The following is a 26,987-nucleotide window of genomic DNA, read 5'->3' as shown; positions in this document are numbered from 1 at the left end:
CGCTCCTTCAAACACAACTTTTATTTAATGAATACTTATTCTTTTGCTAAACGACATATAGGCCCGCGTGAACACGATCTTCAGGACATGTTGAAGACAGTTGGAGCAGACTCTATAGATCAGTTAATTTACGAAACCCTTCCCGATGATATTCGCCTCAAAAAGGATCTTGAACTGGAACCTGCCATGAGTGAGTCTGAATATCTCGCACACAGCATTTCCCTTGCTGCCAAAAATAAAATTTTTAAATCTTACATAGGTCTCGGGTACCATCAATCTATCACTCCGGCGGTTATTCAGCGTAATATACTTGAAAATCCGGGATGGTATACTGCCTATACCCCATACCAGGCTGAAATTGCACAGGGAAGACTGGAGGCACTGCTGAATTTTCAAACAGTAGTTGCAGATCTTACCGGAATGGAACTGGCCAATGCATCTCTGCTGGACGAAAGTACGGCTGCTGCCGAGGCTATGTCTTTACTTTTTGAGGTAAGAGAGCGGGACCAGAAGAAAAATGAAGTAAATAAATTCTTCGTTTCTGAACTTGTGCTTCCGCAAACCATTGACGTTCTAAAAACCCGCGCCATTCCGCTGGGTATTGAACTTGTTATAGGAGATCATGAAGAATTTGATTTTTCAGCAGAATTCTTTGGAGCTTTTCTTCAGTATCCGGGAAGAATGGGCCATGTTTACGACTATTCAAAGTTTGTCGCTAAAGCAAAAGAAAACAATATTAAAACTGCTGTTGCAGCCGATATTTTAAGTCTTGTAAAATTACGCGCTCCGGGAGAATTTGGAGTGGATGTAGTTGTGGGTACTACTCAGCGTTTTGGTATTCCGTTAGGATACGGAGGACCACACGCCGCTTACTTTGCAACCAAAGAAGAATATAAAAGAAGTATTCCCGGAAGGATCATTGGGGTGACCAAAGATACCGACGGAAACTTTGCTTTGAGAATGGCGCTTCAAACCAGGGAGCAGCATATCAAAAGAGATAAAGCAACATCTAACATTTGTACCGCACAGGTACTCCTGGCAGTAATGGCCGGAATGTACGCTGTTTATCACGGTCCCCGCGGACTTAAGTTTATTGCAAACAGAGTGCACCGCACGGCAGTAACTGTTGCTGAAAATGTTGAAAAATTAGGTTTTTCTCAGCTAAACTCCTCTTTTTTCGATACGGTTCTTATTAAAGCTGATGCAGCTAAGATCAAAGAAGTCGCTGAAAAGAATGAGGTTAATTTCTATTATCCTGCTGAAGATGTCGTAGCCATTGCACTTAATGAAGCTACAAACATTGATGATGTAAATACTATTCTTGCCATCTTCGCTGAAGCTGCAGGAAAAGACAAGATCACAGTTTCTGAACTTTCAGAAAACAACCATATTCCTGCTTCTGTAGAGCGTAAAACCGAATTCCTGACCAACGCAGTTTTCAATTCGTATCATTCAGAAACAGAGTTGATGCGTTACATCAAAAAGCTGGAACGTAAGGATCTTTCCCTTACTCACTCCATGATCTCTCTGGGATCCTGTACCATGAAGCTTAATGCGGCAGCCGAGATGCTTCCTATCACTTATCCACAATGGGGAAATCTTCACCCTTTTGCTCCTATTGAGCAGGCAGAGGGTTATCAATTTGTGCTTAAGAAATTGGAACAACAGCTTAACGAGATCACAGGATTTGCAGGAACTTCGCTGCAACCTAATAGTGGAGCGCAGGGAGAATATGCAGGTTTAATGGTTATTCGTGCATATCATGAATCAAGAGGTGAGTCCCACCGGAATATTTGCCTTATCCCATCCTCTGCCCACGGGACCAATCCTGCATCGGCAGTTATGGCCGGGATGAAAGTGGTGGTAACAAAATCTACCGAATCTGGAAATATTGATGTCGATGACCTCAGAGAAAAAGCATTGAAGCACAAGGACAACCTTGCAGCTTTAATGGTGACCTACCCTTCTACCCATGGAGTTTTTGAATCAGCAATTATTGAGGTCATCAATACCATTCACGAAAACGGCGGTCAGGTTTACATGGACGGCGCAAACATGAATGCGCAGGTAGGTCTCACCAGCCCCGGTGCTATTGGTGCCGACGTATGTCACCTCAACCTGCACAAGACTTTTGCCATTCCACACGGTGGAGGTGGTCCGGGAGTAGGACCAATTTGTGTGGCAGAGCAGCTTGTACCATTTTTACCGGGCAACCCGGTGATCAAAACCGGAGGTGATAATGCAATTACTGCAATTTCGGCAGCTCCCTGGGGATCGGCTTTGGTTTGCCTTATTTCCTACGGATATATCAAAATGCTTGGAGCTGAAGGATTAAAAAAATCAACAGAATACGCGATCCTGAATGCCAATTACATTAAGGCCCGAATTGAAGAGCACTATAAGACCTTATACAGCGGAGAACGCGGAAGAGCAGCTCACGAAATGATCGTGGACTGTCGTCCTTTTAAAACTAAAGGAATAGAAGTAACAGATATTGCAAAAAGGCTGATCGATTATGGTTTCCACGCCCCTACGGTTTCATTCCCGGTTGCAGGAACACTTATGATTGAACCTACCGAAAGTGAAAGCAAAGCTGAATTAGACAGGTTCTGTGATGCTCTTATATCTATTAGAAAAGAGATCGATGAAGCCTCGGCAGACGAACCTAATAATGTATTGAAGAATTCCCCACATACCCTGGCCATGTTAACTGCCAATGAGTGGGATTTCCCATATTCCCGTGAAAAAGCAGCCTACCCACTTGATTACCTTTCAGAAAATAAATTCTGGCCGGCAATTAGAAGAGTAGATGAAGCCTTTGGAGACAGAAATCTTATTTGTACCTGTGCTCCAATAGAGGAATACATGGAAGACTAAAAAGAAAACCGGGAGCATTGCTTCCGGTTTTTTTCTTGAAACTTTCTTAGCCTTAACAGCTATTTAACAAATTAATAATATTTTGGTATGATTTTTTATCATATTTGATTTTATGGCTCCTCCTATTAAGGATGCCGCAAAAGTCGATTTTTAATGAAAAAAATATAGGAAAAGCGCAGAGACATTTATTACTTTTGAAAGATGTCAACCCTATAACTGACAGAGAATGAGCATAAAAATAACCGGGGTAGGAAGTTATATCCCAGGCAGAGTTGAAAAGAATTCAGATTTTCAAAAACATGAATTCCTTTATGAAGACGGTCGAAATTTTGATCAGTCCAATACTGTAATTATTGAGAAATTTAAAGCTATTACCGGTATTGCCGAGAGACGTTATGTTCATAATGAACTGACCAATTCAGATATCGCTTACCTGGCGGCCAATAATGCAATAGAAGATTCAGGAATTGATCCGGAAGAATTGGATTACATTATTGTTGCCCATAATTATGGTGACGTACTGCACAACGATATGCAGAGCGATACCGTCCCCAGCCTTGCAACCCGTGTTAAACACAAGCTCCGGATTAAAAATCCGCGTTGCGTAGCCTATGATATTCTATTCGGATGTCCGGGATGGGTTGAAGCCATGATACAGGCCAAAGCTTTCATCAAAGCAGGAATGGCTAAAAAATGCCTGGTTATTGGCTCTGAAACTCTTTCAAGGGTAATTGACAAACATGACCGTGACTCCATGATCTATTCAGATGGTGCCGGAGCTACCGTTGTGGAGGCCAGTGAGGAAGAAGGAGGAATTTTGGCTTACGAAAGTGCCACCTATGCTTTTGAGGAAGCTAATTACATTTTCTTTGGAAAATCCAACAACCGCGAATCGGCAGATTCGCGCCGTTATATCAAAATGCATGGCCGTAAGATCTATGAATTTGCTCTCAGCCACGTACCGGATGCTATGAAATCCTGCCTTGAAAAAAGTGGAAAAGGCATTGAAGATGTAAAAAAGATCCTTATCCACCAGGCCAATGAAAAAATGGATGAGGCAATAATAAAGCGATTTTATAAGCTGTTCAAGACAACTCCTCCCGAAGGCATTATGCCAATGACCATTGAGAAATTAGGGAATAGTTCTGTTGCCACAGTTCCGACCCTGCTCGACCTCATCCTGAAAGGCAAACTTGAAGGCCAGGAAGTAAACAAGGGTGATGTCATCCTTCTGGCCAGTGTAGGAGCGGGAATGAACATCAACTGCATCGTGTACCAGTTTTAGGAATGTACGAAAACAGCTTTCCCAATAAAAGATTTAAAGAAACCCTCCAGTTCTTAACCAAAGTTACACCTGCGCCGGCAGACATTCTCGATCTTGGAGTAAAGAATCCTTTTTCAGAAATCATGGAGAAACAGGGTTACAGGGTTACCAATACCCAAGGCGAGGACCTGGACCTGGACACTTCTGCGGTCCAAAATACTTCTGCAGAAATTGTAACTGCTTTCGAGATTTTTGAACATCTCCTGGCACCTTTTAATGTTTTAAGAGACATTAAAGCCAATAAACTTGTGGCAAGCGTGCCTTTAAGGCTTTGGTTTTCTCCTGCCTATCGCAGCAAGACAGATCCCTGGGACAGGCATTTCCATGAGTTTGAAGACTGGCAATTTGACTGGCTGCTGGAGAAGGCGGGTTGGGAAATAAAACAGCGACATAAATGGACGAATCCCGTGAATAAACCCGGCCTTAGACCATTATTAAGGAAATTTACTCCCCGTTATTATGCCGTTTATGCAGAAAAGAAATAGCTACGTTTTTTTAATAATACCATAATATTTTCCTAACCGTAAAAAATCAAAACCGGTTCATTTTTACAACAAAAAAATGGACCTGTTTATTTATGTTTTTGCCGCTCTTTTTTCAGTCATGAATCCCCTGGGAACTGTACCCGTCTTTGTTGGTCTCACTCAGAATGACTCCCCCCAGGAACGCGCTACCACCTCCATGCTGGCAGCCTTAAACGTCTTTATAATTCTTCTTATCTCTTTCTTCACCGGGAAATACATCCTGCAATTTTTTGGAATAAGTATTTATTCTCTCAAGATCGCGGGCGGACTTATAATTGTGACTTCCGGATTTGCTCTCCTCACCGGTTCCTTTACCAAACATAAAGGCATGGAGAAAAAAGGCGTTAAGGAGGACGTATTTCAAAAGGAATCAGTTTCACTAACCCCACTTGCCATTCCAATGTTGGCGGGACCCGGATCTATTTCAATGCTTATCGGGATGTTTGAGGAATATCAATTGGGATGGGACAGGACGCTCGCAGTTCTTGCCATTTTCGCAGTATGCCTATCCACTTACCTTATCTTACGCTGTGCGCATTATATTGCTAAAGCTCTTGGAGCCTCGGGTATAAATGCAGTCTCCAGGATTATTGGATTTATTGTCATTGCTATTGGAATTGAATATATCGCTTCCTCTGTCACCGCAGTACTCGGACTCTCCTTATAAGCTGAGAGACTAAAAGTCACCAGATTTTTTTTTGTAACAGATTTTTCGCTGGGCCGTTTTAATAATAAACGCAACCGCATGAACAATCTTTACAGAAATATTTCGCAATTCAGGAATATTCCGATTTTAAATTTGTTGCTAGTTAATCTCCGGTATATGATCGGTCTTGGGTTTCTTCCTTCGGGGATGATCAAAGTTCTTGATAAGCCATTTACCCGCGTTGAGAATGTGGGCGTCTTTTATGATTTTTTGGATGCTCTTTATACTACCGGCATTTACTATAACATGATTGGTTTAATGCAGGTAATTGCTGCTATTCTTCTCATTACCCAGCGATTTGCCACGCTCGGAAGTTTTTTATTTCTACCCATTATTTTTAACATTACTGTCCTTACCATCTCCACAATTGGCAGCCTTACCCCGTTGATAGCACTGCTCATGCTACTGGGAATAATATTTCTGCTGTTGTGGGATTACCAAAAATGGTTCAATATCTTCAACCCGGACAATGCCATTAAAAATCTTCCTTCCCATAATAGCTATCTTACCTACAATGCTGTTCAATTGTGGACTGGGGTAATTCTAATTTCACTTCCCTCCCTTCTTATTTTTGCAGGTTATTTAAAGACGGGAGTAGCTTCTGTAGGAATTATACTTATTGTTGGGAATCTTGCTTCAGAGAAAGTGCAGCCGGTCCTGCGACCTTTTTTCAGCAAATTATTAAGAGGCACTGCTACGGAAACACATACCCAAAAATTGTAATTTAGCTGAAAGTTTCTGAAGCATTGAAGATCTATATTGTTATTCCCGCTCATAACGAGGCTGATTATATTAGTCAAACCCTTACCTCTCTTGTCAACCAGACTCTGAAGCCGGAAAGACTAATTGTCGTCGATGATCAAAGTGAAGATGAAACAGCCGTGATTGTAGAAAAATTTGCAGCACAATATTCCTGGATCACTCTTATAAAAGCCACTTCTTCAGAAGCTCACCTCCCCGGGAGCAAAGTGATCAATGCTTTTCATAAAGGTTTAGAGGCCCTTGATGATAATTATGAAGTGATTTGCAAATTTGATGCAGATCTTATATTTCCCGATCATTACCTCGAAACCATTGTATCTCATTTTAATGCCGATCCTGAAGTCGGAATGTGTGGTGGTTTTTGCCATGTGCTTTCGGAAGAAAAGTGGATTCTTGAGAATCTAACCGATAAGGATCATATAAGGGGTGCCTTAAAAGCATACCGCAAAGCCTGTTTTAAAGACATTGGCGGACTTAAACCTTCTATGGGTTGGGATACGGTGGATGAGCTGCTGGCACAGTACCACGGATGGAAGATCAAAACCGACAGTTCTATAATGGTAAAACACCTGCGGCCTACGGGTGCAACCTATAACAAAGCCGCTAAACTGAAACAGGGGGAGGCATTTTACAAACTCCGCTATGGCTTGCCCATAACGCTTATCGCTGCGGCCAAGCTGGCTTCAAAAAAGAGAAAGCCGGAGTTCTTTATGGATTATTTAAAAGGATATTTCCAGGCGAAGCGTCAAAAAATGCCATTTTTGGTAGGTGAAAAAGAAGGAGCCTTCATAAGAAGGCTCCGATATAGAAAGATGTTATCTAAACTGTTCTAGGTTAATTCTCCAATACCATTTCTAATGGTCTTCCTGTAGAGCCGTTTGGGAAAGGAATTCCCAGTAAAGCTGATATTGTTGGGGCTATATCTACAATTTCAGTTCTTTCCATACTGCTTCCGGATTTTATTCCTCTTCCGTAGAAAATAAGCGGGGCGTGGGTATCATAATTCTGGCCGCTGCCATGTGTCGAACCCGTGCCGGAATAGGAGATCACCGATGGATTCAAAAGATAGGTGACATCCCCACTTCTTTTTTGATGAAAACCGTGATCGATCAAAGATGCCATCCCTTCATTAAAAGCTGTTCCTTCCAGCTGCTCCCTGGTATAAACCTGGTTGATCAAATCATATTGCAGCAGGTAGTGAGCAATTTCCCCCTGAAGTTCCTCCCTTAAAATGCCATTTTTGGCCACTGCATCATAGTTAAAGAAGATCTGTCCGTTGGAAATGTTCTCAATAAGATCTTCAGCTCCAAATTTTTCGGAAACAAAAGAATTCAATTCTTTTCTAAAATTAGAGGTTTCAAAATATCCCGAAGGAACTTTTAGGGACTCCAGATATGCGGGCACATGTACTCCTCCATGATCAGAAGTAAGGAAAAGCGTGTAATTTCCTGCTCCAATTTTGGCGTCCAGTTCCTTAAGTAATCTTGCCAGGTCCCTATCCAATCTCAAATAATTATCCTGGATCTCTTTGGAATTTACACCAAAGTTGTGACCAATATAATCGGGAGAAGAAAAACTGAGGGTAAGAAAATCGGTAAATTCATCCTGCCCCAACTGTTCACCATCAACTGCCGCAAGTGCAAAATCAAGAGTAAGGCTGTTTCCGTAAGGCGTAGATTTCAATATATCGTAGCCTCCGTTCTCCTTACTTAATTTTTTAAGGTCATAAGGAAATCCTGTGTCCTTCTTTCCGGAATAACCTCCTTCAAAATTATTGATATCCGTTCCGCTTTCAACATAAAAATTCACATCTTCAAGAGTAGTCCAGGGTTTCAGATATTTTTCTGCATGACCTTCGGCATTAAATTCTTTCACCCACTGCGGAAGGTCTTCCAGGTAAAAGGAGCTGCTTATCCAGACTCCCTCATTCTGTCCATGAAACCAATAGGCCGCATTTGCTGTATGACCCGCTGGAAGAACTGCACCGCGATCCTTAATTGCCACCCCAATGGTTTTACCACGTAATTGGGTATGTATCCTGTTTTCGTCGGCTACAGTGGTGGTAAGCAGGCGGTGGGGCGACATTTCCCCGGCATCATCCTTAGTGCCTATTGACTGTACCGAAGGATCGCCCACGCAATACACCATTTCATTCTGAAATTTATTGTACCAGTCATTCCCAATGATCCCGTGGGTTTGTGGCGCAGAACCGGTAAACACGGAAGCATGACCGGGACCGGTGTAGGTGGGGATGTAATTGAAATGATTATTGCGAAGATTAAAACCTTCAGAAACCAATTTTTTAAATCCATCATTTCCAAACCTGTTCCAGAAACGGGTGATATAGTCATAGCGCATTTGGTCTACAACAACGCCTACTACCAGCTTAGGTGTAGCCATAAGATCTTTTTCGGGATCAAATTTAGAAGGGGAATTTTCCTGTGCAGAGACAGAGGAGAGTACTAAACAAAAACTTATTACTTGAAAAAAATATTTCATTTCCTGATATTTTAAAATGCAAAAATACAAAGATAAGGGGGTTTAAAGATTAAGTTAAGCTTAAATACATTCGTACAAAAAATTAGTATTTTAGCCGCAACAAACCTTCAGAATGAAATACCTGCAGTCTATTGGAGAATATTTTTTAATGTTGAAAGGCATCTTCGGCCGAATGACTAAAAGGTCTGTTCTTAGTAATCTCATTTTCAAGGAAATTGATGAGTTGATCATCGGCTCCCTGGGGATCGTAGCTTTTCTGTCATTCTTCATTGGAGCAGTTGTAGCGCTGCAAACAGCTCTTAACCTCAATAACCCTCTTATCCCAAAAAGCCTTATCGCCTTTGCGGCAAGACAATCGATCATCCTGGAATTTTCCCCCACTTTTATTTCCATCATCATGGCGGGAAAAGTAGGATCTTTTATTACCTCCAGTATAGGGTCCATGAGGGTGACCGAACAAATAGATGCTCTTGAAGTTATGGGAATAAATTCCCTTAATTATCTTGTTTTTCCGAAAATCATCGCGATGCTCACCTATCCCTTTGTCATAGCGATTTCAATGTTCCTCGGGATTCTGGGAGCTTATACGGCTGCTGTAATGGGGGGCTTTGTAGCGCCAGACATATTTGTGCAGGGGTTGCAGGAAGATTTCGATGCTTATCATTTATTCTATGCTTTTTTCAAGACCTTCCTTTTTGCCATGATCCTTGCCACCATCCCGTCTTACCATGGATATTATATGAAAGGTGGATCTCTTGAAGTTGGAAAAGCAAGTACCACCTCTTTCGTGTGGACCAGTGTAGTGATCATCATTACAAACTATATTGTAACCCAGTTATTACTAAGCTAATGATCGAAGTTAAAGGATTACATAAAAGTTTTGGAGAGGAGCACATCCTCAAGGGGATCGACTTCGTATTTGATACAGGAAAAACCAACCTTGTGATCGGACAATCCGGTTCGGGAAAGAGTGTGCTCATGAAATGTATGCTTGGGCTTTTCACTCCGGAAAAAGGTACCATTGAATATGACGGCAAAGCTTATTCTACTTTTACAGATGAACAAAAAAGAGAACTGAGGCAGGAAATAGGTATGCTGTTTCAGGGTGGCGCACTGTTCGATTCCATGACTGTGGAAGAGAATGTGATGTTCCCTCTTAGAATGTTCACTAAAAAGCGGAAGCGGGAACTAAAAGAAAGAGTTGATGAGGTTCTGGAAAGAGTTAATCTGAATGACTCCGGAAAAAAATATCCGGCAGAAATTTCCGGGGGAATGCAAAAAAGGGTGGCTATTGCCCGGGCAATCGTGAACCGGCCGAAATACTTATTTTGTGATGAGCCGAATTCAGGATTGGACCCTCATACCGCAACGGTAATTGACAATCTTATCCATGAACTCACTGTGGAATATGATATTACCACAGTGGTGATCACGCACGATATGAACTCTCTACTGGAAATTGGTGAAAAAATTGCCTTTTTAAAGGATGGGGTATTGGCCTGGACAGGAGATAAAAGCCAGATCTTTAAAACTGACGACCAGACAGTGACAGATTTTGTTTATTCCTCGGACCTATTTAAGAAAGTCAAAGAAGCCCAGAGACAGGGATTATAATAATTAATTTACTGAATTTACTCTCAGCGTATCCAACGCCAGCCTTACCTGAAGCCATTGCGCCAGTTTTTTCATTTCGGCATTCCGGGTATTTCTGCTCAGGTTTGAATTCCAACGCACATTGAAAGTGGGAATGGTATCGATCTTCGAGAAGTTGGTTACAAGATTATTGGCGTAGCTCATCTCCTCAATGTTTGAATAATTGATCTTTGCCTCCTTACTAATGGTAGCAAAGGGAATTCCGGAGCTTCGGTACTTTACCAGCTCCTCCTCCAATAACCTTATACGTGCATCCTTATCTTCGACAACCTGTTGATTACGGACGTAAAGGTCTTCCAGGATTCCGGCTCTCACCTGGGTAGATAATTCTGCAGCCATTTCAGAACTCTGGTCAGAACCCTGATGGATTTTCAACACTACATTCTTTAGTTCGGTCTTTTCCTTAAGTTGTTCCCTCCACTCTGCTATCTGATCCTGTGGCACCGGTCTTCCAATCAAATAAATATCCAACACCCTTGTCTTATAATCCTGACTGTATTTTACAACTTCAGCCCCCGGGTAATTGATCTCTTCCAGGACAAACTCGGCTGACTTACTTAAAAAAACCTGCTCTCTTAAAAGCTGAACAAAAAGCACAATGCTCGGGATCATTACAAGTAAGGCAATTAAAGATGCAAGCCTGGCGGTATTTTTACGGCGTTTACTGTTAGCATATTTGACTAAAGGAAAACGCAGCAGCTTGGCAACAACAAAAGTAGATAAGGCTATATAAACCGAATTAATTGAGAATAGGTAAAAGGCACCTCCTGCATATTGCCAGTTTTTTGTTGCAAGTCCATAACCCACCGTACATAAGGGAGGCATAAGGGCAGTGGCAATTGCAACTCCCATGATCACACTTGCGATCGCTCCTTTTTTGGTCTTTGCAATGATCAATGCTGTACCTCCAAAAATGGCAATAAGCACATCGAGAAGAGTAGGAAAGGTACGGGCAACCAACTCGGGTGTTTCCTGTTTAATAGGAGAAATGGTAAAATAAAGAAAAGCGGTCAACACACTCAGAACGATCATTACCCCCAGGTTTACAAGGGATTTCCTGAGGGTATCGATATCATTAATGGCAACAGAGAATCCCACTCCAACAATGGGCCCCATTAGAGGAGAGATAAGCATGGCACCAATTACTACCGCCGGGCTGCTTACATTAAGCCCGATAGAAGCCACAAAAATAGAAAACACCAGGACCCACGCATTATGACCCTTAAAGGAAATATCCCGCTTAACGGTCTCCATTGTCGTTTCCCTGTCTGTGTCATCATGAATATCCAGTAACTCCCGCAGGAACTCCTTAATATCTTCAAGAATGGATTTACCTGTCGCTGCAGAGCCATTTTTCAATACGCTACTTTCTCCTGAATTCTTTTCCATTCGCTATCCCAGATTGTGCCCAAATTTTTTCTGCACTTTTTCTCTTATAGATTTTATCTCCTGCTCCTTTTCTTTAGGAACAATAAGCAAAATGTCATTTTCGTCGACTATTATATAATCCTTGAGATCCTCGATGACCATAAGCTTATTTTTGTCTGAAGTTATAATGTTACGGGTAGAATTTTCGGCATGTAATCTCACATTGAGCACCACATTCTCCTGTTCATCCTTAAGACTTTCATTATATAAGGAACCCCAGGTGCCGAGATCATTCCAGTCGAAACTCGCCGGAATGACAAAAACAGTTCCCTTCTCCTTTTCAAGGATTCCATAGTCTATCGAGATATCTTCGGCTGCAGGATAATTATCTTTTACGAACTTTTTTTCTTCGGAAGTATTCAAAACCGCTTCTTCCTTAGAAAAAAGCTGAAACATTTCTGTAAGGTTTGTCTTAAACGATCTGATAATATAATCGACATTCCACACAAAGATCCCGGCATTCCAAAGGTAATTTCCACTATTCAAAAATTCCCTGGCTACGGCGTAAGTTGGTTTTTCGGTAAAAGTTTCCACCGGTTTCACAGGTAAGGATTCCGAAGGATCGTATTTTATATACCCGTATCCTGTATTTGGAAAGGTGGGCTTGATACCAAGAGTGATGATCTTATCTTCTCCTCTTGCCGCATCAAAGGCTGCAGCAATATCTCTGGAAAAAGCTTTCTCATCTTCTATCCAGTGATCGCTGGGAGCCATAACCATGACGGCATCTTTGTTCTTTTTCCTGATCTTGAGGGCTGCCAGCAATACCGCAGGGGCCGTATTTCTCATCACCGGCTCCAGGACAATCTGCTCTTCCTGTATTTCCGGCAATTGCTCTCTTACCAGGCTATCGTAACGTTCATTGGTAAGGATGTAGATATTTTCTGCCGGAACCAGGCTGGTAAGCCTTTTAAAAGTGGTTTGTATTAAAGTTTCACCCTTACCTAAAAGATCTCTGAATTGTTTTGGTCTTGCAGCGGTACTTACAGGCCAAAACCTTGATCCCACTCCACCTGCCATCAAAACTGCAAAGTTATTCTCCCTCATATCAATTGGCTGCTTTTAATAATTCAACTTCTGCATTTGGTTGAAAAAGATAAACTCTCCCTGTCTTAACCTCTACACACTCAAAGCGCTTTATACGCTGCTCCCCTTTTCTAAAAATCCTGCCATTATAAATTCTGAAGATACTTCCATGCGGGACTTCAAAAATGTAATTCTTGTCATTCTCTTCATCAAATTGTTTTAGAGCTACAGAAAGATGTGCATCTGTATCACTGCTCGCTTTCGGATTCTTAAAATGCCTCGCGATTAACGGAAGCAGCTGCACCGGAAAAATTTCAGGTCTAATAAATGGCAGCATGAGCCTTTGAAAAGTTTTCTTCCATTCAAGGCCATGGGGTTTAATATGTCTGCCAAAACTTTCAAAAGCCAGCAGGTGAGCTATCTCATGGATCAAAGTGATCAAGAACCTGTATTTATTCAGATTTGCATTTACCGTGATCTGGTGGGAACCGTCAGGTTTTCTGCGATAGTCGCCGTGGCGGGTCTTACGCTCATTCACGATCTTGAGATGGATGTGGTTTGCTTCGATCAAGCCAAAAACAGGCTCAACAGCGTGGGTAGGGATATATTTCTCAAGAATATGCTTCATATTTTAGGGGGTGCTGCTGGAAACCTGCAGCAATTTGCCGTTATAGAATTTATTCCCGGTAAGGGAAAAATCTGCAATATATTCTGCCATTTCCCGTGGTTGCAAAGGAGCTTTATAACCGGGAAAAGCTTCAGCCAGCATTTCAGTCTGCACTGCACCTAAGGCCAATACATTAAAGGATGGTCCGGTTTCTTTATATTCTTCTGCCAGGAGTTCGGTAAGGGTGATCACCGCACCTTTGCTGGAGGAATAAGCCGAAAGTCCGGGGAATTTCACACTGCCCTGTACTCCGCCCATACTGCTTATTGTCACTACATGGCCTGTTTTTTTAAGGAACGGTAGCGTTTTTCTTGTCAATGCCGCTACTCCAAAAACATTGATGTTATATACCTTCTCAAATTCTTCAGCAGTAATCTTTTCAAAACCTTTGTTCACGATCGCTCCTGCATTATGAATAAGAATGTCAACCTGCTGCCATTGCTTCTCTACAAAAGTAGAAACTTTATCCAGGTCTTCTTCTGCAGTAATATCAAATGGAAAGGCATGAACATTCTTTAATCCCAGTGCATTCACCGGCTCCACGTTTCTTGACAGTGCAAGCACCTCATGACCTGCTTCGGCAAAGATCTTTACCAGCTCGAAACCTATTCCACGGCTTGTCCCTGTGACTATAATTTTTTTCATCTATTGTTTCAGCTTTATCTCCTTTTCAGGAGTATTAGCCATTTTGATAAGCCCCGGAATAATGGCTTCAACCAATTCTTCCATGTGAGCAGTATCCATTAGCTCAAATTCATCATCTACATGGTGGTAATATGGGTAATTAGTGAAGTCAAAAGTAGAGATCGTCTGTGCCGGAATATTGAAATCCTGGTAAAACGGATAATTATCACTTCTTTGGAAGAGGCTGTATTGTTTGGCTTCGGGCAGGAATCCAAGAACATTTTCACCTGCGTATTCATTGAACTTTTCTGCCAAATTAGAAGCATCGTAGCCAGTGAGATAGGCTTTATAAGCTCGACCTTTCATGGGAACTCCTATCATTTCTATATTGAACATGGAATAAAGGTCGATACCTTCGGCTTTCAAACTTTTCGCGAGCTCCTTAGCTCCTACCAGGCCCATTTCTTCTGCGGAAAAAAGAGTAAATAAAATACTCCTTTTTGGAGGTCGTGCCGCAAAATATTTTGCCAGCTCCAGCACGGCAGTAGTTCCGGAAGCGTTATCATTGGCGCCATTTGCGATCTCGTCTCCTTCAACCGCTTCTTCCAGACCAACATGATCATAATGGGCTCCAATAATGATAAATTCATCCTTTAGTTGGGGATCTGTTCCCTCGACCATTCCTACAAGGTTAAATCCCTGAGTCTCCTGAATAGTAAAATTGTGCCTGTAGGTATCAAAAAAGGGTTGTAGATCATGTTCTTCAAAAACGCCCTCAATATATTGCGCGGCTTTTTCTATACCCTCTGTTCCCGTTTCCCTACCTTCAAGTTCATCTGAAGACAGGTAACGCAAAGCGGCGGCAACTTCCTCCTCTAAAATGGCATTTTTGATCCCCTCCTTATCAACAGGTGTTGCAATGATCTCTTCTGAAATGTCTTTTGAATTTCCGCAGCTAAGCAGAAGCAGAAAACTAAAGGCGGCAAGCCCCGAAAACAAATTTTTTCTCATGTGGCTAAAGATAAAAAAATCCCGCGAAAAGCGGGATTTTTAAGAATGTGGATATATTTATCTTAAGCCAGCATAGTCACCGGATTCTCAAGATACATTTTCAAAGTTTCAAGGAATTGAGCTCCAGTAGCTCCGTCAACTGTCCTGTGGTCACAAGCCAAAGTTAACTTCATGGTATTACCAACAACGATTTGACCGTTTCTCACCACCGGCTTCTCAACAATAGCACCTACTGAAAGGATCGCAGAGTTAGGCTGATTGATGATACTGGTGAATTCGGTAATTCCAAACATTCCAAGGTTAGAAACAGTAAATGTACTGCCCTCCATTTCCTGAGGCTGCAGCTTTTTATTACGTGCTTTACCTGCCAGCTCTTTCACCTGCCCACCAATCTGGGTCATGGACATTTGGTCGGCATATTTCAGAACAGGAACCACAAGCCCGTCTTCTACTGCAACTGCGACCCCCATGTGAATGTGTTTCGCAATTTTAGTAGTATCACCTGTCCATTGAGAATTCACCCTTGGGTGCTTTCTTAGGGCCATGGCTGTAGCTTTTATGACAATATCATTGAAAGAAACCTTCACATCTGGCAGCTCATTGATCTGCTTACGGTTGGCCATGGCGTTCGCCATGTCAACCTCTATGGTTAGGTAGTAATGAGGTGCAGTAAATTTAGATTCTCCAAGTCGCTTGGCGATGGTTTTACGCATCTGGGAATTCTTGATCTCTTCAAAGCTTTCTTCCCCTGCCGGTACATAAGTTTGTGCCGCCGGAGCCTTTTGTTCCTGTGATGGAGCAGCAGCCGGTTGAGCCTGGGCCGTTTTTTCTGAAGGTTTGAAGTTCTCTATGTCTTTTTTGACAATTCGGTTATTCTCTCCGGAACCTTTTACATCGGCAAGATTGATTCCCTTGTCTTCGGCCATTTTTTTGGCAAGCGGGGAAGCAAAGATCCTTCCTCCATCTGGGGTTGTTGCACTTCCTGAAGCTTGTGAAGTTTCAGGTTCTTCTGCTTTTTCTTTCTTCTTTTCTTCTGTCTTTTTAGGAGCAGGTTTAGCTTTACCACCACCTTTTACAACTGAAGAAACATCGGTTCCTTCAGGGCCAATTATAGCCAATACGGCATCAACAGGAGCAGTTTCTCCTTCCTGAATACCTATATGCAGCAATGTACCGCTGTAGAAGGATTCAAATTCCATAGTTGCCTTATCGGTCTCGATCTCGGCAAGAATGTCTCCTTCTTCAACTTTATCTCCTTCTTTCTTAATCCAGGAAGCAACAGTTCCTTCTTCCATGGTATCGCTAAGACGAGGCATTTTGATCACTTCTACACCTTCAGGAATTTCACCGCCTTCAGAAGATCCTTCTTCCGAAGATGATTCCTCAACAGGTTCAGATTTCTCAGATGATTCCGGTTTTTCAGAAGAAGCTTTTTCCGAAGAAGCTTTTTCAGCAGAAGCACCTCCGGATTGTCCATCCAAAAGCGAGGAAATATCTTCCCCTTCTTCTCCTATGATAGCCAAAAGCGTATCTACAGGTGCAGCCTCTCCTTCTTCGATTCCTATATGCAGCAAGGTACCGCTGTAGAAGGATTCGAATTCCATGGTAGCCTTGTCTGTTTCGATCTCCGCCAGGATATCTCCTTCTTCAACTTTATCACCTTTTTGTTTGATCCACTTCGCAACAACACCTTCTTCCATGGTGTCGCTTAAACGTGGCATTTTAATTACTTCGGCCATAATATCTATAATTTATGGGGTAAAAACGGATAATCCTTTTGCTCATACACAACATCATACATAGTCTGGATTTCCGGGAAATCTGATTCTTCAGCAAATTTCTCACATTCTGCAACCAGGTCTTTTACCCGTTTGTCGATTTCCTTGATCTCCTTATCTGTAGCGTATTTGTTCTTTTTGATAATATCCTTTACCGTGGTAATTGGATCGATCTTTTGGTATTCGGCCACCTCTTCCTTAGTACGGTACTGTTGCGCATCACTCATTGAGTGGCCGCGATAACGGTATGTTTTCAATTCAAGGAAAGTAGGACCTTCTCCCTTACGGGCGCGAACGATAGCTTCGTCAAGAGCTTCGGCAACTTTTTCGGGATCCATGGCATCTACCGGTCCACATGGCATATCATATCCAAGACCAAGCTTCCAGATGTCCAGACTCTTTGAAGTACGGGCCACAGAAGTTCCCATGGCATACCCATTGTTCTCCACACAGAAGACCACGGGTAAATTCCATTTTACAGCCATGGTAAAGGTCTCGTGAAGAGATCCCTGCCTTGCAGCCCCGTCACCTAAAAAGGTAAGGGTCACTGCATCTCTTTTAAAATATTTATCGGCAAAGGCAAGGCCTGCTCCCAAAGGAATTTGACCTCCTACGATCCCATGCCCACCATAGAAACGGTGTTCTTTAGAGAAAATATGCATAGAACCACCCATTCCCATGGAAGTCCCTGTTTTTTTCCCGTAAAGCTCTGCCATTACTTTTCTTGGATCCACGCCCATTCCAATTGGTTGCACGTGATTTCGGTATGCGGTAATCATTTTATCTTTAGAGAGATCCATAACATGCAAAGCCCCGGCAAGAATAGCTTCCTGCCCGTTATACAAGTGTAAAAAACCTCTAACTTTTTGCTGAATATAAACCTGCGCCAGTTTATCTTCAAACTTGCGCCAAAACAGCATGTCCTCATACCACTTAAGGTAAGTGGCTTTCGTGATTTTCTTCATTTAACAACAAATTTTTAAGGCTAAGCATCGCTTGCGCCAAGAGAACAACAAAAATACTATTTTCAAAAGGAACTAAAAACAGTTTCTCTTTTAAAAACCGCGAAATCGTTATAGGTAAGAATTGTCGAAGATTAGCGGCAAAAGATCTGAAATAGAATTAGCCTTTACAACCTTACCTTTTTCACCCATAAAATAGATCTCAATAGGCTCCTTCTGCCTCACCTCATATTCGGCAATGGCCTGCCTGCAGGAGCCGCAGGGTGGCGTTGGAATTTCCACTTTATGATTTTCTGACCGGGCAGTGATAACCAATTTATCGATCTTCACCCCGGGATACTTTGCCCCGGCATAAAAAATTGCTGTTCTTTCTGCACAAAGTCCGGCAGGATATGAGGCATTTTCCTGGTTACTTCCGGTGATAACTTCACCATTTTCCAACAGCAAGGCTGCACCTACCCTGAATTTTGAATATGGCGAATAGGATTTCTCCCTTGCTTCAATGGCCTTATTCATTAGATCCTGTACTTCCTGCGGCAATTCGGCTTCCGCATCATAGACCTCAAGATCTGCACTAATAGTTATTTTTTTCATTTACGTTATTTCTGAAGATAAAAGCTCCCGCAACTAAAAAGCCCGGGAGTTAGTATTCTGCACTTTAGGTGCAAATTTATGTAATTATATAGGAATATTCTCAGCCTCTGTTAATACTCATCATAAGTATTACCAAAATTAAAGGTTAGCCCAAAACGCAGGGTGCCCTCCAGTGGACTCACAACATCGGAAGTTGAGAAAAGATAGGAGATATCGATATTTACAACAGTATATTTAAATCCGGCTCCAAAGGAGATGAATTCTCTTGACCCTTTTTCGGGACTTTCGTGGAAATATCCTGTTCGAAGGGAAAAAATATCCTGGAAAACATATTCTGCCCCCAGAGCGTAAGTGATCTCTTTTACTTCTTCAGCAAAACCATCGGGAGCATCACCAAAAGATTTGAACATTCCTTCTATTGCCCCTATGGAATTATATTCCAGGTTATCTTCTGCATCTATATCACCATCAAGATCAAAATCCTGTGGAGTAGGAACCAGCAGCTTGTTGAATTCAAGATAAGTTCCAATACGGTTTGAATTGTCAAGAATGAAATCGAAACCTCCACCTAGTTTCAGGTTGGTAGGAATAAAATTCTCCTGCCCTCCTTCATCATATTTAATTTTTGGCCCAATGTTAGAAATAGCTGCACCGGCTCTCCAGCGACCGTCAAAGGTGGTGAAGTCAATCCTGTCGCTTTGGTAATATGCAGTAACGTCTACTCCAAAAGTACTCGCAGCAGTAGCATCGGGATCAACCGGTGCCAATTTAAGATCAGACCTTAAAAATCTTCCGGCAACTGCCATGGAGAATCTCTCGCTCAACCTAAGGGAATAGGAAAGATCTAAAGTAAATTCATTCGGACTTAGGATCAAGGGCAGTTCTTCGGGATTTTCCCTGGCCTCAATATTTCCCATACTAAAATATTTGAAACTGGCCCCAAAAGCACTTCTTTCACTTATCCTATTATAATAGGTAATATTCCCCAGAAAAATATCATTAACCAGTTCACTTAAATAGGGAGTATAGGTCACTCCAAAACCCTGCTGACTTTCGATAAAAACATATTTGGCAGGATTCCATTGCTGGGAAAAAGCATCTGCGGGTGTCGCGACGCCCTGATCTCCCATTCCTGCCGCGCGGGCATCTGCAGCTATCATTAAAAATGGAACAGCAGTTGTTATTACGCGATCCTGCTCTTCCTGAGCAAATGACTTCCCGCTAAATAACAGTACCGCTGTTAATGTTAAGAGTGATAGTTTTTTCATTAGATTGGCTGGTTAATTAAACAAATATACCCGAATTGCTTTAAAAATTGTTCAGAAGCCCGAATTTCTGTTTTTTATTCTTACATAACGTTTAAATTAACAGAAGCTTATACAGATTCCATATATTTCTTACATTTCGGTAATGATCAAAGGGGGGAGGTTTTGAAGTTCAGGCTTTTAATTACATGATATTGTAAGAAAAACCAAAACCTGAAAAGGAATTTTAAAGTAATAAAAAACCGTTACTTTTGCGAAATAAAAGATAGGAAAAAGATAAGAAAGTTCTTTAGGCCGTTATAATAAAAGTTTTATACCGGCGTTATCCTAAAGATTTTCAGCGTACTACAAGATCCCGTTTCTATTGAAATAATCTTGATAGTTTTACGTTAATTACTATATTGCAAAGCCAAAATCGCTACAAAAGATATTGTGAATATGAGAAATAAGGTTGCTGTAAAGGCTCTTTTTGCCGTCGCTTTAAGCGCCGGTTTATTTAGCTGTAACAACTCGAGGGATTACAAGGATAATTCCCGCGCCACCGGTTGGGATATAAATTCCAAAGAAGGCGGTTTCACCTACAATGCCGACTATGATGAGCAGGAAGCAGGCCCCGGACTGGTTTTTGTGGAAGGCGGTACTTTTACCATGGGACGCGTGCAGGATGATGTGATGCATGACTGGAATAACTCCCCCACCCAACAACACGTACAATCTTTTTACATGGACGAGACAGAGGTGACTAACCTTATGTACCTCGAGTATCTGGATTATTTAAAAAGAGTTTATCCTCCAAGCGAGGAACGCTACCGCAATATCTATCATGGAGCTCTTCCAGACACTTTGGTTTGGAGAAACAGGTTAGGTTATAATGAGACCATGACCAACAATTACCTGCGACACCCGGCTTATGCAAATTATCCGGTTGTGGGTGTGAGTTGGATCCAGGCTGTGGAATTCAGCAAATGGAGAACAGACAGGGTGAATGAATTAAGACTGGAGAAGGAAGGATTTACTGCCAAAGGTGCGCGCTTTGCTGCCGAACCGGGAGAAACCTTTAGTACAGAAGCTTATCTTAACGCTCCTACAAAAACCTATGGTGGTAATGATAGTCTTGTACGCGGCGGAAATAAAGCCGATCGTTTCATGACCGAAGACAGTACCAATTTATATGTACAACGCAAGCATGGAGTTCTTCTTCCCGAATATCGTCTTCCTACCGAAGCCGAATGGGAATATGCTGCCCTTGCTCTTGTGGGAATAAGAAGCTATAACGTATACAGAGGTAGAAAGAAATATCCATGGGATAGCCAGTACACCCGTAGCGGTGATGCCAAAAGCCGTGGAGATCAAATGGCGAACTTCAAGCAGGGAGATGGGGATTACGGCGGAATCGCAGGATGGAGTGACGACGGCGCCGATATTACTGCCGAAGTTAAATCTTACGAGCCAAACGATTTTGGACTTTACGATATGGCCGGTAACGTAGCCGAATGGGTTGCCGATGTTTACCGCCCTATTGTTGATGATGAATTCAACGACTTTAACTACTACCGCGGAAACGTTTATACCAAGCACGCTATTGGAGAAGATGGAACGGTAGAAGTACTTGGAGTTGACGAGATAGAATATGACACCTTAAGCAACGGTAGAATCGTAGCGAGAAACCTGCCAGGGGAAATAAGAACAGTTCCTATCACTCCTGATGACACTTATCTGAGATCTAACTTCAACGAAAGCGATAACAGGAACTTTAGAGATGGGGATAGAAAATCTACCCGTTATTATGACACCTTTGGAGAGGAGACCGAACAGGATCCTAACCAAAGAATGTACAATTCTCCTGTGCACACTGCTACAGTAGACAGCCTTGGAGGTCAGAGCCTTCAATACGACCGGTCTACCGGAAGAACTACTTTGATCGACGATAATGTTAGAGTTTACAAAGGAGGTTCCTGGAGAGACAGAGCTTACTGGTTGGATCCTGCACAAAGAAGATTTTTCCCGCAGGATATGGCGACAGACTATATTGGATTTAGAAATGCAATGTCAAGAGTAGGTTCCAAATCATTAAAGGATAACAAAACAGCCAAGAACTAATTTTCTACAATATTAAGTGAAAGCCCTAATCTAATTAGGGCTTTTTTTATAGCTTTATTTTATGAAAATAGAAAAGCTTCATCAACTATTCCTGGAAAGTTCCGGGGTAAGCACAGACACCAGGAAGATCGATAACAACAGCATATTTTTCGCTTTAAAGGGTGAAAATTTCAATGCTAATGATTTTGCTGCGGAAGCTCTTAAAAAAGGAGCATCCTACGCAGTAATAGATCAGGATCTACCTCAGGAGGATGATCGCTTAATTCGGGTAGAGGATTCGTTAAAAACACTTCAGGAGCTGGCCACTTTCCACAGAAAACATTTGGATATTCCTATACTCGCATTGACCGGCAGCAATGGTAAAACCACCACCAAAGAGTTGATCAAAGCTGTGCTTTCAAAAAAATATACAACTGCGGCCACAGTGGGCAATTTGAATAACCATATAGGAGTTCCACTAACACTTTTGTCCATGGATAGCCAAACCGAAATTGGGATCGTTGAAATGGGCGCTAATCACCAAAAGGAGATCGAATTCCTCTGCGATATCGCCCTGCCGGACTTTGGTTACATCACAAACTTCGGAAAAGCCCATCTTGAAGGCTTTGGGAGCGTGGAGGGTGTCATAAAAGGAAAGAAGGAATTATATGATCACCTGAAGCAACATCAAAAACTGCTTTTTCTGAACCTGGATGATCCACTTCAAAAAAAGGAAGCATCTTATTCAAAGGTTTTCAGCTTTGGAGAAGCGTCAGAAGCTGATGTGAAAGTAACTTATCTTCAAAAAAACTCCTTCGCCGGGCTTGAGGCGGAAGACCAGATCATCTACGGCAACCTTACAGGAAAATACAACGGGACCAACATGGCCGCCGCATATACCGTTGGAAAATATTTTGAGATCGATCCTAAGGAGATCAAGGCTGCCCTGGAAGCGTATGTCCCGCAGAACAACCGTTCACAGGTGATCATGAAAGACAACAAAAAGTTGATTCTAGACGCCTATAATGCTAACCCTTCAAGTATGGCTGCAGCTTTAGAGAACTTCGATCAAATGGAAGAAACTCCTAAAATTGCCATTTTAGGTGACATGTTTGAGCTGGGTGCCATGGCACAGGCTGAACATGAAACCATTCTCAGCATTCTTGAGCAGAGCAGGATCGATAAAGCTTTTGTAATAGGTAAGAACTTTTATGGAACCTCCGGAACTTCCAAAAGAATCAAAAAATTCGAAACTTTTGAAGGTTTTAAGGAGTGGATCCAACCTTCCGAATTTAATGCAGGTGCCATTTTAATTAAAGGATCCCGCGGAATGGCGCTGGAGCGGGTACTGGAACTTTTATAGTTCAAGGTTTAAGGTCTAAGGTTATTCTTTGGGCCCTTTCAGATTCCTTTTTCGGCATGTTACAGATTTTACTTCTGTTTTAAAATAAAAAAGCCCAACAGGTTTTGAAAACCTGTGAGGCTTGAATCTAATTCAATTTGTCTTACTGAAATTTCGAAGTTCCAATTTTCGGGTGATACTGCCCCGATAGCTATCGGGGGATCCAATGACCCTTTTTTGGTGTATAAAAAAACCTCACAGGTTTTAGAAACCTGTGAGGTTTATACATTTTTGGAATTTGTTCTTTGGAATTTGGAATTTCCGGATTGTGGGTGATACTGGGTTCGAACCAGTGACCCCTACCTTGTCGAGGTAGTGCTCTGAACCAGCTGAGCTAATCACCCTTTAGTTTAAATCAAAAAAGGCCTCCAGAAGAGGAAGCCTTAATTTGTGTGGGCAATGAGGGATTCGAACCCCCGACCCCCTCGGTGTAAACGAGGTGCTCTGAACCAACTGAGCTAATTGCCCTAATATTTTAAAGAACTCTGCATTCGTAAAGCGTGTGTATCTCTCTGAATGCGGATGCAAATATAGACTACAATTTCATTTATGCAAAGAATAATTTCAAAAAAAATTAAATTATTTCTGCCACTGTAAAAGTACTGCCTCCAACGTAGATAATATCATTAAAAGACGCCTTTGCAAGCGCTGCTTCGTAAGCTTCAGAAACTGAATTAAATGCCTCCCCAAAAAGGCCTTTTTCACCAGCTTTTTGCCGGAGGATCTTAGCGTCCAGCCCCCGTGGAACATTGGGTTTTGCAAAAAAATAAATTGCTGTTTTTGGAAATAAAGGCAGCACTGCCTCCAGATCCTTATCATTCACCACCCCAATCACCATGTAAAGATCATTAAATTCTTCCTCCTGCAACTGCTTCAGGGCGTAGACCAATCCTTCTTTATTATGGGCAGTATCACAGATTACCTTTGGGTGTTCCTGTAACACATCCCACCTACCGCGGAGTCCGGTGTTAGAAATGACATTTTTGAAGCCTCTTTCAGCAGCTTCAGGAGTAATATCCCAACCGGCTTCGTTGAGCACTTTCAGCGCCATAGAAACCGTTCGTATATTCTTTTTTTGATAATGTCCTTTTAGTTCGGAAGTATAGACTTCTCCGGTGAAATCTTCGGCAAGATATAGAGGCGAATCTTTATCTTCAGCAGTACGTTTAAAAACAGGAAAGGTCTCTTCCTGATATTCCCCGATGACCACCGGAACCTGCTTTTTAATAATCCCCGCTTTTTCCGCAGCAATCTCAGGAAGGGTATTCCCCAGGATGCTCATGTGATCAAATCCAATATTGGTGATCACAGAAATTTGAGGAGTAATAATATTTGTAGAATCCAATCTTCCGCCCAGGCCCACCTCTATTACCGCAATATCCACTTCTTCTTCAGCAAAGAATTGAAAGGCCATTCCCACTGTCATTTCAAAAAAGCTCAAACTTTCCTGCCTAAAAAAGCTTTTATTTTCTGCTATAAATTTTACGACTTCAGCTTCCGGGATCATTTCGCCATTGATCCTTATGCGTTCACGAAAATCCTTTAAGTGAGGAGAGGTGTAAAGCCCAACTTTATATCCGCTTTCCTGCAGTACAGAAGCCAACATGTGCGAAACCGAACCTTTGCCATTAGTGCCGGCAACATGGATAGTTTTGAAATGATGATGGGGATTATTCAGTTGTTGTACCAATTTATTGATATTGGAAAGATCAACTTTATAAGCCTTGCTTCCCACCATCTGGTACATGGGTAACTGCTGAAACATCCATTCAACAGTTTCAGAATAGGTCATCAAGTTATTCGGAAAGTTTGAAATTATAGATAATGGTTCCCACCTGCTTGGCAGGAGCCTTGGAATCGCTGTTAAAACGTGTGGCCAGAGCTGCTCTCTTCGCAGGATCGGTCAAACACGTAGCATTATTGGTAGTTCCTTTAACGCCGGGTATTGCACGGGTAACTGTACCGTTGCGATCTACTTCGATCTGTACCACCACAATTCCCGATTCATTGCAATCCTGAACGAATTTCTCTTTGTTTAAAGCTTTACGGCCTCCGAGACGGTAATTTCCATCTCCGTCGAGTCCCATTCCGGTACCGTAATAGGATTTTGCATTAGGATCACCGTCGGGACTTCCTTTGTCGCCTGCAGCCTCGTCATTGCCTTCTCCACCTCTCGCCTGCCCATCGCTTACAGGACCATTAAGGATGCTGCTCAAAGCATCTGTAGTGGACTTTGACGGTTGAGGATCGGGTTTTTTGGGCGGTTCTTCAATTTTTTTCACCGGTGCTTCCACCTTTTGAACCACCTTCTCTTCTTTTTTCTTCTCGATCACGGGTGCTTCCTCGGTTTCCTGAGTTACCACCTCTTCTTTAATATTTGTTTCTACAGGAGTAACAGGGGTGCTGGTTTGTTGAGGAGAAGACTTCACCGGCTCTAAAGGTTGTTCATTACCGGAGCCGACATCTGAAGTTCCGAAATTGATAGCTATTCCATTTTCGGGTGGAGGATCTAGATAAGTAAAGCCAAAAAACAGCAATAGCAAAATGAGCAACACGTGTAAAACTACCGTAATTGCCATGGATTTGCGTTCGTATTCTGTTTCCAGGTATTTCACTCTTTTGATTTATTGAAATTTTTATTCAGCAAACTTAGTTCCACAATAGCTGTCTCTGCTGAAAAAAGGGAAAAATTATTCGGGTTTTACTGCGAGCACAATCTTGTATCGATTCCTGTTCGCTATGTCCATAACATTAACTGCCCTTTCTATTGGCACCCCTTCTTCTGCCCGAAGAATGATTGTTGGATCTTCAACACCACTCAAAGCTTGTTGTAACCTTGCCTCCAGGGAGCTGCTGCTCACTCTTTCCTTATCAATATAGATCTGCAGGTCTTTTGTTATGCTCACGGCCACATTTTGTTTGGTGGTAGTTTTTCCCTTTGCCTTTGGAAGGATAAGGTCAAGCGCTTCCGGTGTAATTGCGGGAGAGGTTAGCATAAAAAAGATCAACAACAGAAATACAATATCGGTCATGGAACTCATACTGAATTCCGGACTGATTTTATTTCTTCCTCTTAAATTCATATTAAGCGGGTTCGTTTAGAAGGTCAAGGAAATCTACCGCGGTAGCCTCCATTTGGTGTACTACTTTATCGGTTTTCACAACCAGGTGGTTATACCCTATATATGCGATGATACCCACAATCAAACCTGCAACGGTTGTTGTCATAGCAGTATAAATACCTTCTGCCAGAGCTCCCATTTCTGCCTGTCCGCTACTTGTAGCCAGTTCATGGAAAGCGATTACCATCCCTATAACCGTTCCAAGGAACCCGATCATAGGAGCAGCACCTGCAATAGTTGCAAGTACACTTACGTTCTTCTCAAGTTTATATACTTCCAGACGGCCGGCATTTTCTATAGCCGTGTTGATATCTTCCAAAGGACTACCAATTCGGTCCAGACCTTTAGCCGTTAAGCGGGCCACAGGGGAATTTGCCTGAGCACAACGAATACGTGCAGATTCAATGTTACCATTAAGAACACTGTCCTTGATCTGGTGCATGAAATTATTATCGGTTTCTGAAGCTGCCTTGATAGCAAACAACCTCTCGAAATAGATGTAAATGGCTGCGAACAAAAGGATAAAGAGAATTAAAATGATTATTTGACCTCCTACTCCACCACTTAAAAATAGATCAAATAAAGAGAGGGTTTTTTCCTCTACTACCGGTTCTACCTCCTGAGCTGCCTCGGCAAGACCGTCCTCCTGAAAAAAGTTTAGCATTTGTGTAAATGGTTTTTTAT

The 26,987-nt window shown here is 42.1% G+C and carries 24 protein-coding genes and 2 tRNA genes; 10 read left to right on the top strand and 16 right to left on the bottom strand.

Translation table 11 applies throughout. From position 1 onward, the window contains the following. The first annotated feature begins 27 nt into the window (after window positions 1–27). From gcvP to CRO16_RS11195, 6 genes are all read left to right on the top strand, one after another. Complete coding sequence (gene gcvP / locus CRO16_RS11220) at window positions 28–2,877, top strand: aminomethyl-transferring glycine dehydrogenase (RefSeq protein ID WP_097056500.1); 2,850 nt, start codon at window positions 28–30, stop codon at window positions 2,875–2,877. A 226-nt stretch (window positions 2,878–3,103) separates the two neighbouring features. Beyond that, window positions 3,104–4,162 (top strand): 3-oxoacyl-ACP synthase III family protein, encoded by a 1,059-nt coding sequence (locus CRO16_RS11215; protein WP_097056499.1) that lies wholly within the window; start codon window positions 3,104–3,106, stop codon window positions 4,160–4,162. 2 nt (window positions 4,163–4,164) lie between these two features. Continuing rightward, on the top strand, window positions 4,165–4,686 hold the full coding sequence (locus CRO16_RS11210) for a methyltransferase (RefSeq protein WP_097056498.1): 522 nt from the start codon (window positions 4,165–4,167) through the stop codon (window positions 4,684–4,686). Between the two features lie 76 nt (window positions 4,687–4,762). Beyond that, window positions 4,763–5,392 (top strand): MarC family protein, encoded by a 630-nt coding sequence (locus tag CRO16_RS11205; RefSeq protein WP_097056497.1) that lies wholly within the window; start codon window positions 4,763–4,765, stop codon window positions 5,390–5,392. Between the two features lie 156 nt (window positions 5,393–5,548). Then, complete coding sequence (locus CRO16_RS11200) at window positions 5,549–6,154, top strand: hypothetical protein (RefSeq protein WP_143544523.1); 606 nt, start codon at window positions 5,549–5,551, stop codon at window positions 6,152–6,154. A 23-nt stretch (window positions 6,155–6,177) separates the two neighbouring features. Next, complete coding sequence (locus CRO16_RS11195) at window positions 6,178–7,026, top strand: glycosyltransferase (protein WP_097056495.1); 849 nt, start codon at window positions 6,178–6,180, stop codon at window positions 7,024–7,026. Window position 7,027: 1 nt separating this feature from the next. Here the strand turns inward: CRO16_RS11195 and pafA are convergent, their stop codons facing one another. Beyond that, window positions 7,028–8,692 carry an alkaline phosphatase PafA gene (gene pafA, locus CRO16_RS11190; RefSeq protein ID WP_097056494.1) on the bottom strand — a complete coding sequence of 555 codons (1,665 nt, stop codon included), beginning with the start codon at window positions 8,690–8,692 and terminating at the stop codon, window positions 7,028–7,030. 112 nt (window positions 8,693–8,804) lie between these two features. Here pafA and CRO16_RS11185 point away from each other — a divergent pair, with 112 nt between their 5' ends. Both CRO16_RS11185 and CRO16_RS11180 read left to right on the top strand, forming a co-directional pair. Continuing rightward, a complete protein-coding gene (locus CRO16_RS11185; RefSeq protein ID WP_097056493.1) occupies window positions 8,805–9,542 on the top strand; it encodes an MlaE family ABC transporter permease in 738 nt (245 codons plus the stop codon). Continuing rightward, the gene (locus CRO16_RS11180) at window positions 9,542–10,306 is read left to right on the top strand and encodes an ABC transporter ATP-binding protein (protein WP_097056492.1); all 765 of its coding nucleotides are present in this window, start codon (window positions 9,542–9,544) and stop codon (window positions 10,304–10,306) included. Before CRO16_RS11185 ends, CRO16_RS11180 begins: the two co-directional genes overlap by 1 nt. Before the next feature lie 3 nt (window positions 10,307–10,309). Here CRO16_RS11180 and CRO16_RS11175 read toward each other — a convergent pair whose 3' ends face one another. The 9 genes from CRO16_RS11175 to porV form a co-directional block, all read right to left on the bottom strand. Then, window positions 10,310–11,734 carry a DUF389 domain-containing protein gene (locus tag CRO16_RS11175; protein WP_097056491.1) on the bottom strand — a complete coding sequence of 475 codons (1,425 nt, stop codon included), beginning with the start codon at window positions 11,732–11,734 and terminating at the stop codon, window positions 10,310–10,312. Between the two features lie 3 nt (window positions 11,735–11,737). After that, a complete protein-coding gene (locus CRO16_RS11170; protein WP_097056490.1) occupies window positions 11,738–12,820 on the bottom strand; it encodes a mannose-1-phosphate guanylyltransferase in 1,083 nt (360 codons plus the stop codon). 1 nt (window position 12,821) lies between these two features. Beyond that, window positions 12,822–13,427, bottom strand: a complete 606-nt coding sequence (locus tag CRO16_RS11165) for a SprT-like domain-containing protein (RefSeq protein ID WP_097056489.1) — start codon at window positions 13,425–13,427, stop codon at window positions 12,822–12,824. 3 nt (window positions 13,428–13,430) lie between these two features. Continuing rightward, window positions 13,431–14,111, bottom strand: a complete 681-nt coding sequence (locus tag CRO16_RS11160; RefSeq protein ID WP_097056488.1) for an SDR family NAD(P)-dependent oxidoreductase — start codon at window positions 14,109–14,111, stop codon at window positions 13,431–13,433. Next, the gene (locus CRO16_RS11155; RefSeq protein ID WP_097056487.1) at window positions 14,112–15,101 is read right to left on the bottom strand and encodes a M20/M25/M40 family metallo-hydrolase; all 990 of its coding nucleotides are present in this window, start codon (window positions 15,099–15,101) and stop codon (window positions 14,112–14,114) included. A 62-nt stretch (window positions 15,102–15,163) separates the two neighbouring features. Next, a complete protein-coding gene (locus CRO16_RS11150; RefSeq protein WP_097056486.1) occupies window positions 15,164–16,840 on the bottom strand; it encodes a pyruvate dehydrogenase complex dihydrolipoamide acetyltransferase in 1,677 nt (558 codons plus the stop codon). 5 nt (window positions 16,841–16,845) lie between these two features. Further along, the gene (gene pdhA / locus CRO16_RS11145; RefSeq protein ID WP_097056485.1) at window positions 16,846–17,844 is read right to left on the bottom strand and encodes a pyruvate dehydrogenase (acetyl-transferring) E1 component subunit alpha; all 999 of its coding nucleotides are present in this window, start codon (window positions 17,842–17,844) and stop codon (window positions 16,846–16,848) included. Window positions 17,845–17,952: 108 nt separating this feature from the next. Next, window positions 17,953–18,435 carry a cytidine deaminase gene (gene cdd / locus CRO16_RS11140; RefSeq protein ID WP_097056484.1) on the bottom strand — a complete coding sequence of 161 codons (483 nt, stop codon included), beginning with the start codon at window positions 18,433–18,435 and terminating at the stop codon, window positions 17,953–17,955. A gap of 110 nt (window positions 18,436–18,545) precedes the next feature. Continuing rightward, on the bottom strand, window positions 18,546–19,703 hold the full coding sequence (porV, locus tag CRO16_RS11135) for a type IX secretion system outer membrane channel protein PorV (RefSeq protein ID WP_097056483.1): 1,158 nt from the start codon (window positions 19,701–19,703) through the stop codon (window positions 18,546–18,548). Between the two features lie 435 nt (window positions 19,704–20,138). Here porV and gldJ point away from each other — a divergent pair, with 435 nt between their 5' ends. After that, window positions 20,139–21,800, top strand: coding sequence for a gliding motility lipoprotein GldJ (gldJ, locus tag CRO16_RS11130; protein WP_097056482.1), 1,662 nt, complete (start codon window positions 20,139–20,141; stop codon window positions 21,798–21,800). 61 nt (window positions 21,801–21,861) lie between these two features. Then, the gene (locus CRO16_RS11125) at window positions 21,862–23,142 is read left to right on the top strand and encodes a UDP-N-acetylmuramoyl-tripeptide--D-alanyl-D-alanine ligase (RefSeq protein WP_097056481.1); all 1,281 of its coding nucleotides are present in this window, start codon (window positions 21,862–21,864) and stop codon (window positions 23,140–23,142) included. 308 nt (window positions 23,143–23,450) lie between these two features. Here CRO16_RS11125 and CRO16_RS11115 read toward each other — a convergent pair. From CRO16_RS11115 to CRO16_RS11090, 6 genes are all read right to left on the bottom strand, one after another. Further along, a tRNA-Val gene (locus CRO16_RS11115) sits at window positions 23,451–23,525 on the bottom strand. A gap of 49 nt (window positions 23,526–23,574) precedes the next feature. Then, a tRNA-Val gene (locus CRO16_RS11110) sits at window positions 23,575–23,649 on the bottom strand. Window positions 23,650–23,755: 106 nt separating this feature from the next. Beyond that, complete coding sequence (locus tag CRO16_RS11105; RefSeq protein WP_097056479.1) at window positions 23,756–24,973, bottom strand: bifunctional folylpolyglutamate synthase/dihydrofolate synthase; 1,218 nt, start codon at window positions 24,971–24,973, stop codon at window positions 23,756–23,758. Between the two features lie 4 nt (window positions 24,974–24,977). After that, complete coding sequence (locus CRO16_RS11100) at window positions 24,978–25,760, bottom strand: energy transducer TonB (protein ID WP_394341408.1); 783 nt, start codon at window positions 25,758–25,760, stop codon at window positions 24,978–24,980. Between the two features lie 111 nt (window positions 25,761–25,871). Next, the gene (locus CRO16_RS11095) at window positions 25,872–26,264 is read right to left on the bottom strand and encodes an ExbD/TolR family protein (protein WP_097056477.1); all 393 of its coding nucleotides are present in this window, start codon (window positions 26,262–26,264) and stop codon (window positions 25,872–25,874) included. Window position 26,265: 1 nt separating this feature from the next. Beyond that, the gene (locus CRO16_RS11090; protein ID WP_097056476.1) at window positions 26,266–26,967 is read right to left on the bottom strand and encodes a MotA/TolQ/ExbB proton channel family protein; all 702 of its coding nucleotides are present in this window, start codon (window positions 26,965–26,967) and stop codon (window positions 26,266–26,268) included. Window positions 26,968–26,987: the final 20 nt, after the last annotated feature.

This window comes from Salinimicrobium sediminis (assembly GCF_900215295.1).
Taxonomy (GTDB): domain Bacteria; phylum Bacteroidota; class Bacteroidia; order Flavobacteriales; family Flavobacteriaceae; genus Salinimicrobium; species Salinimicrobium sediminis.
The sequence above is the reverse complement of the archived record's forward strand: the minus strand, read 5'-3'. Positions and strand labels throughout refer to the sequence as shown.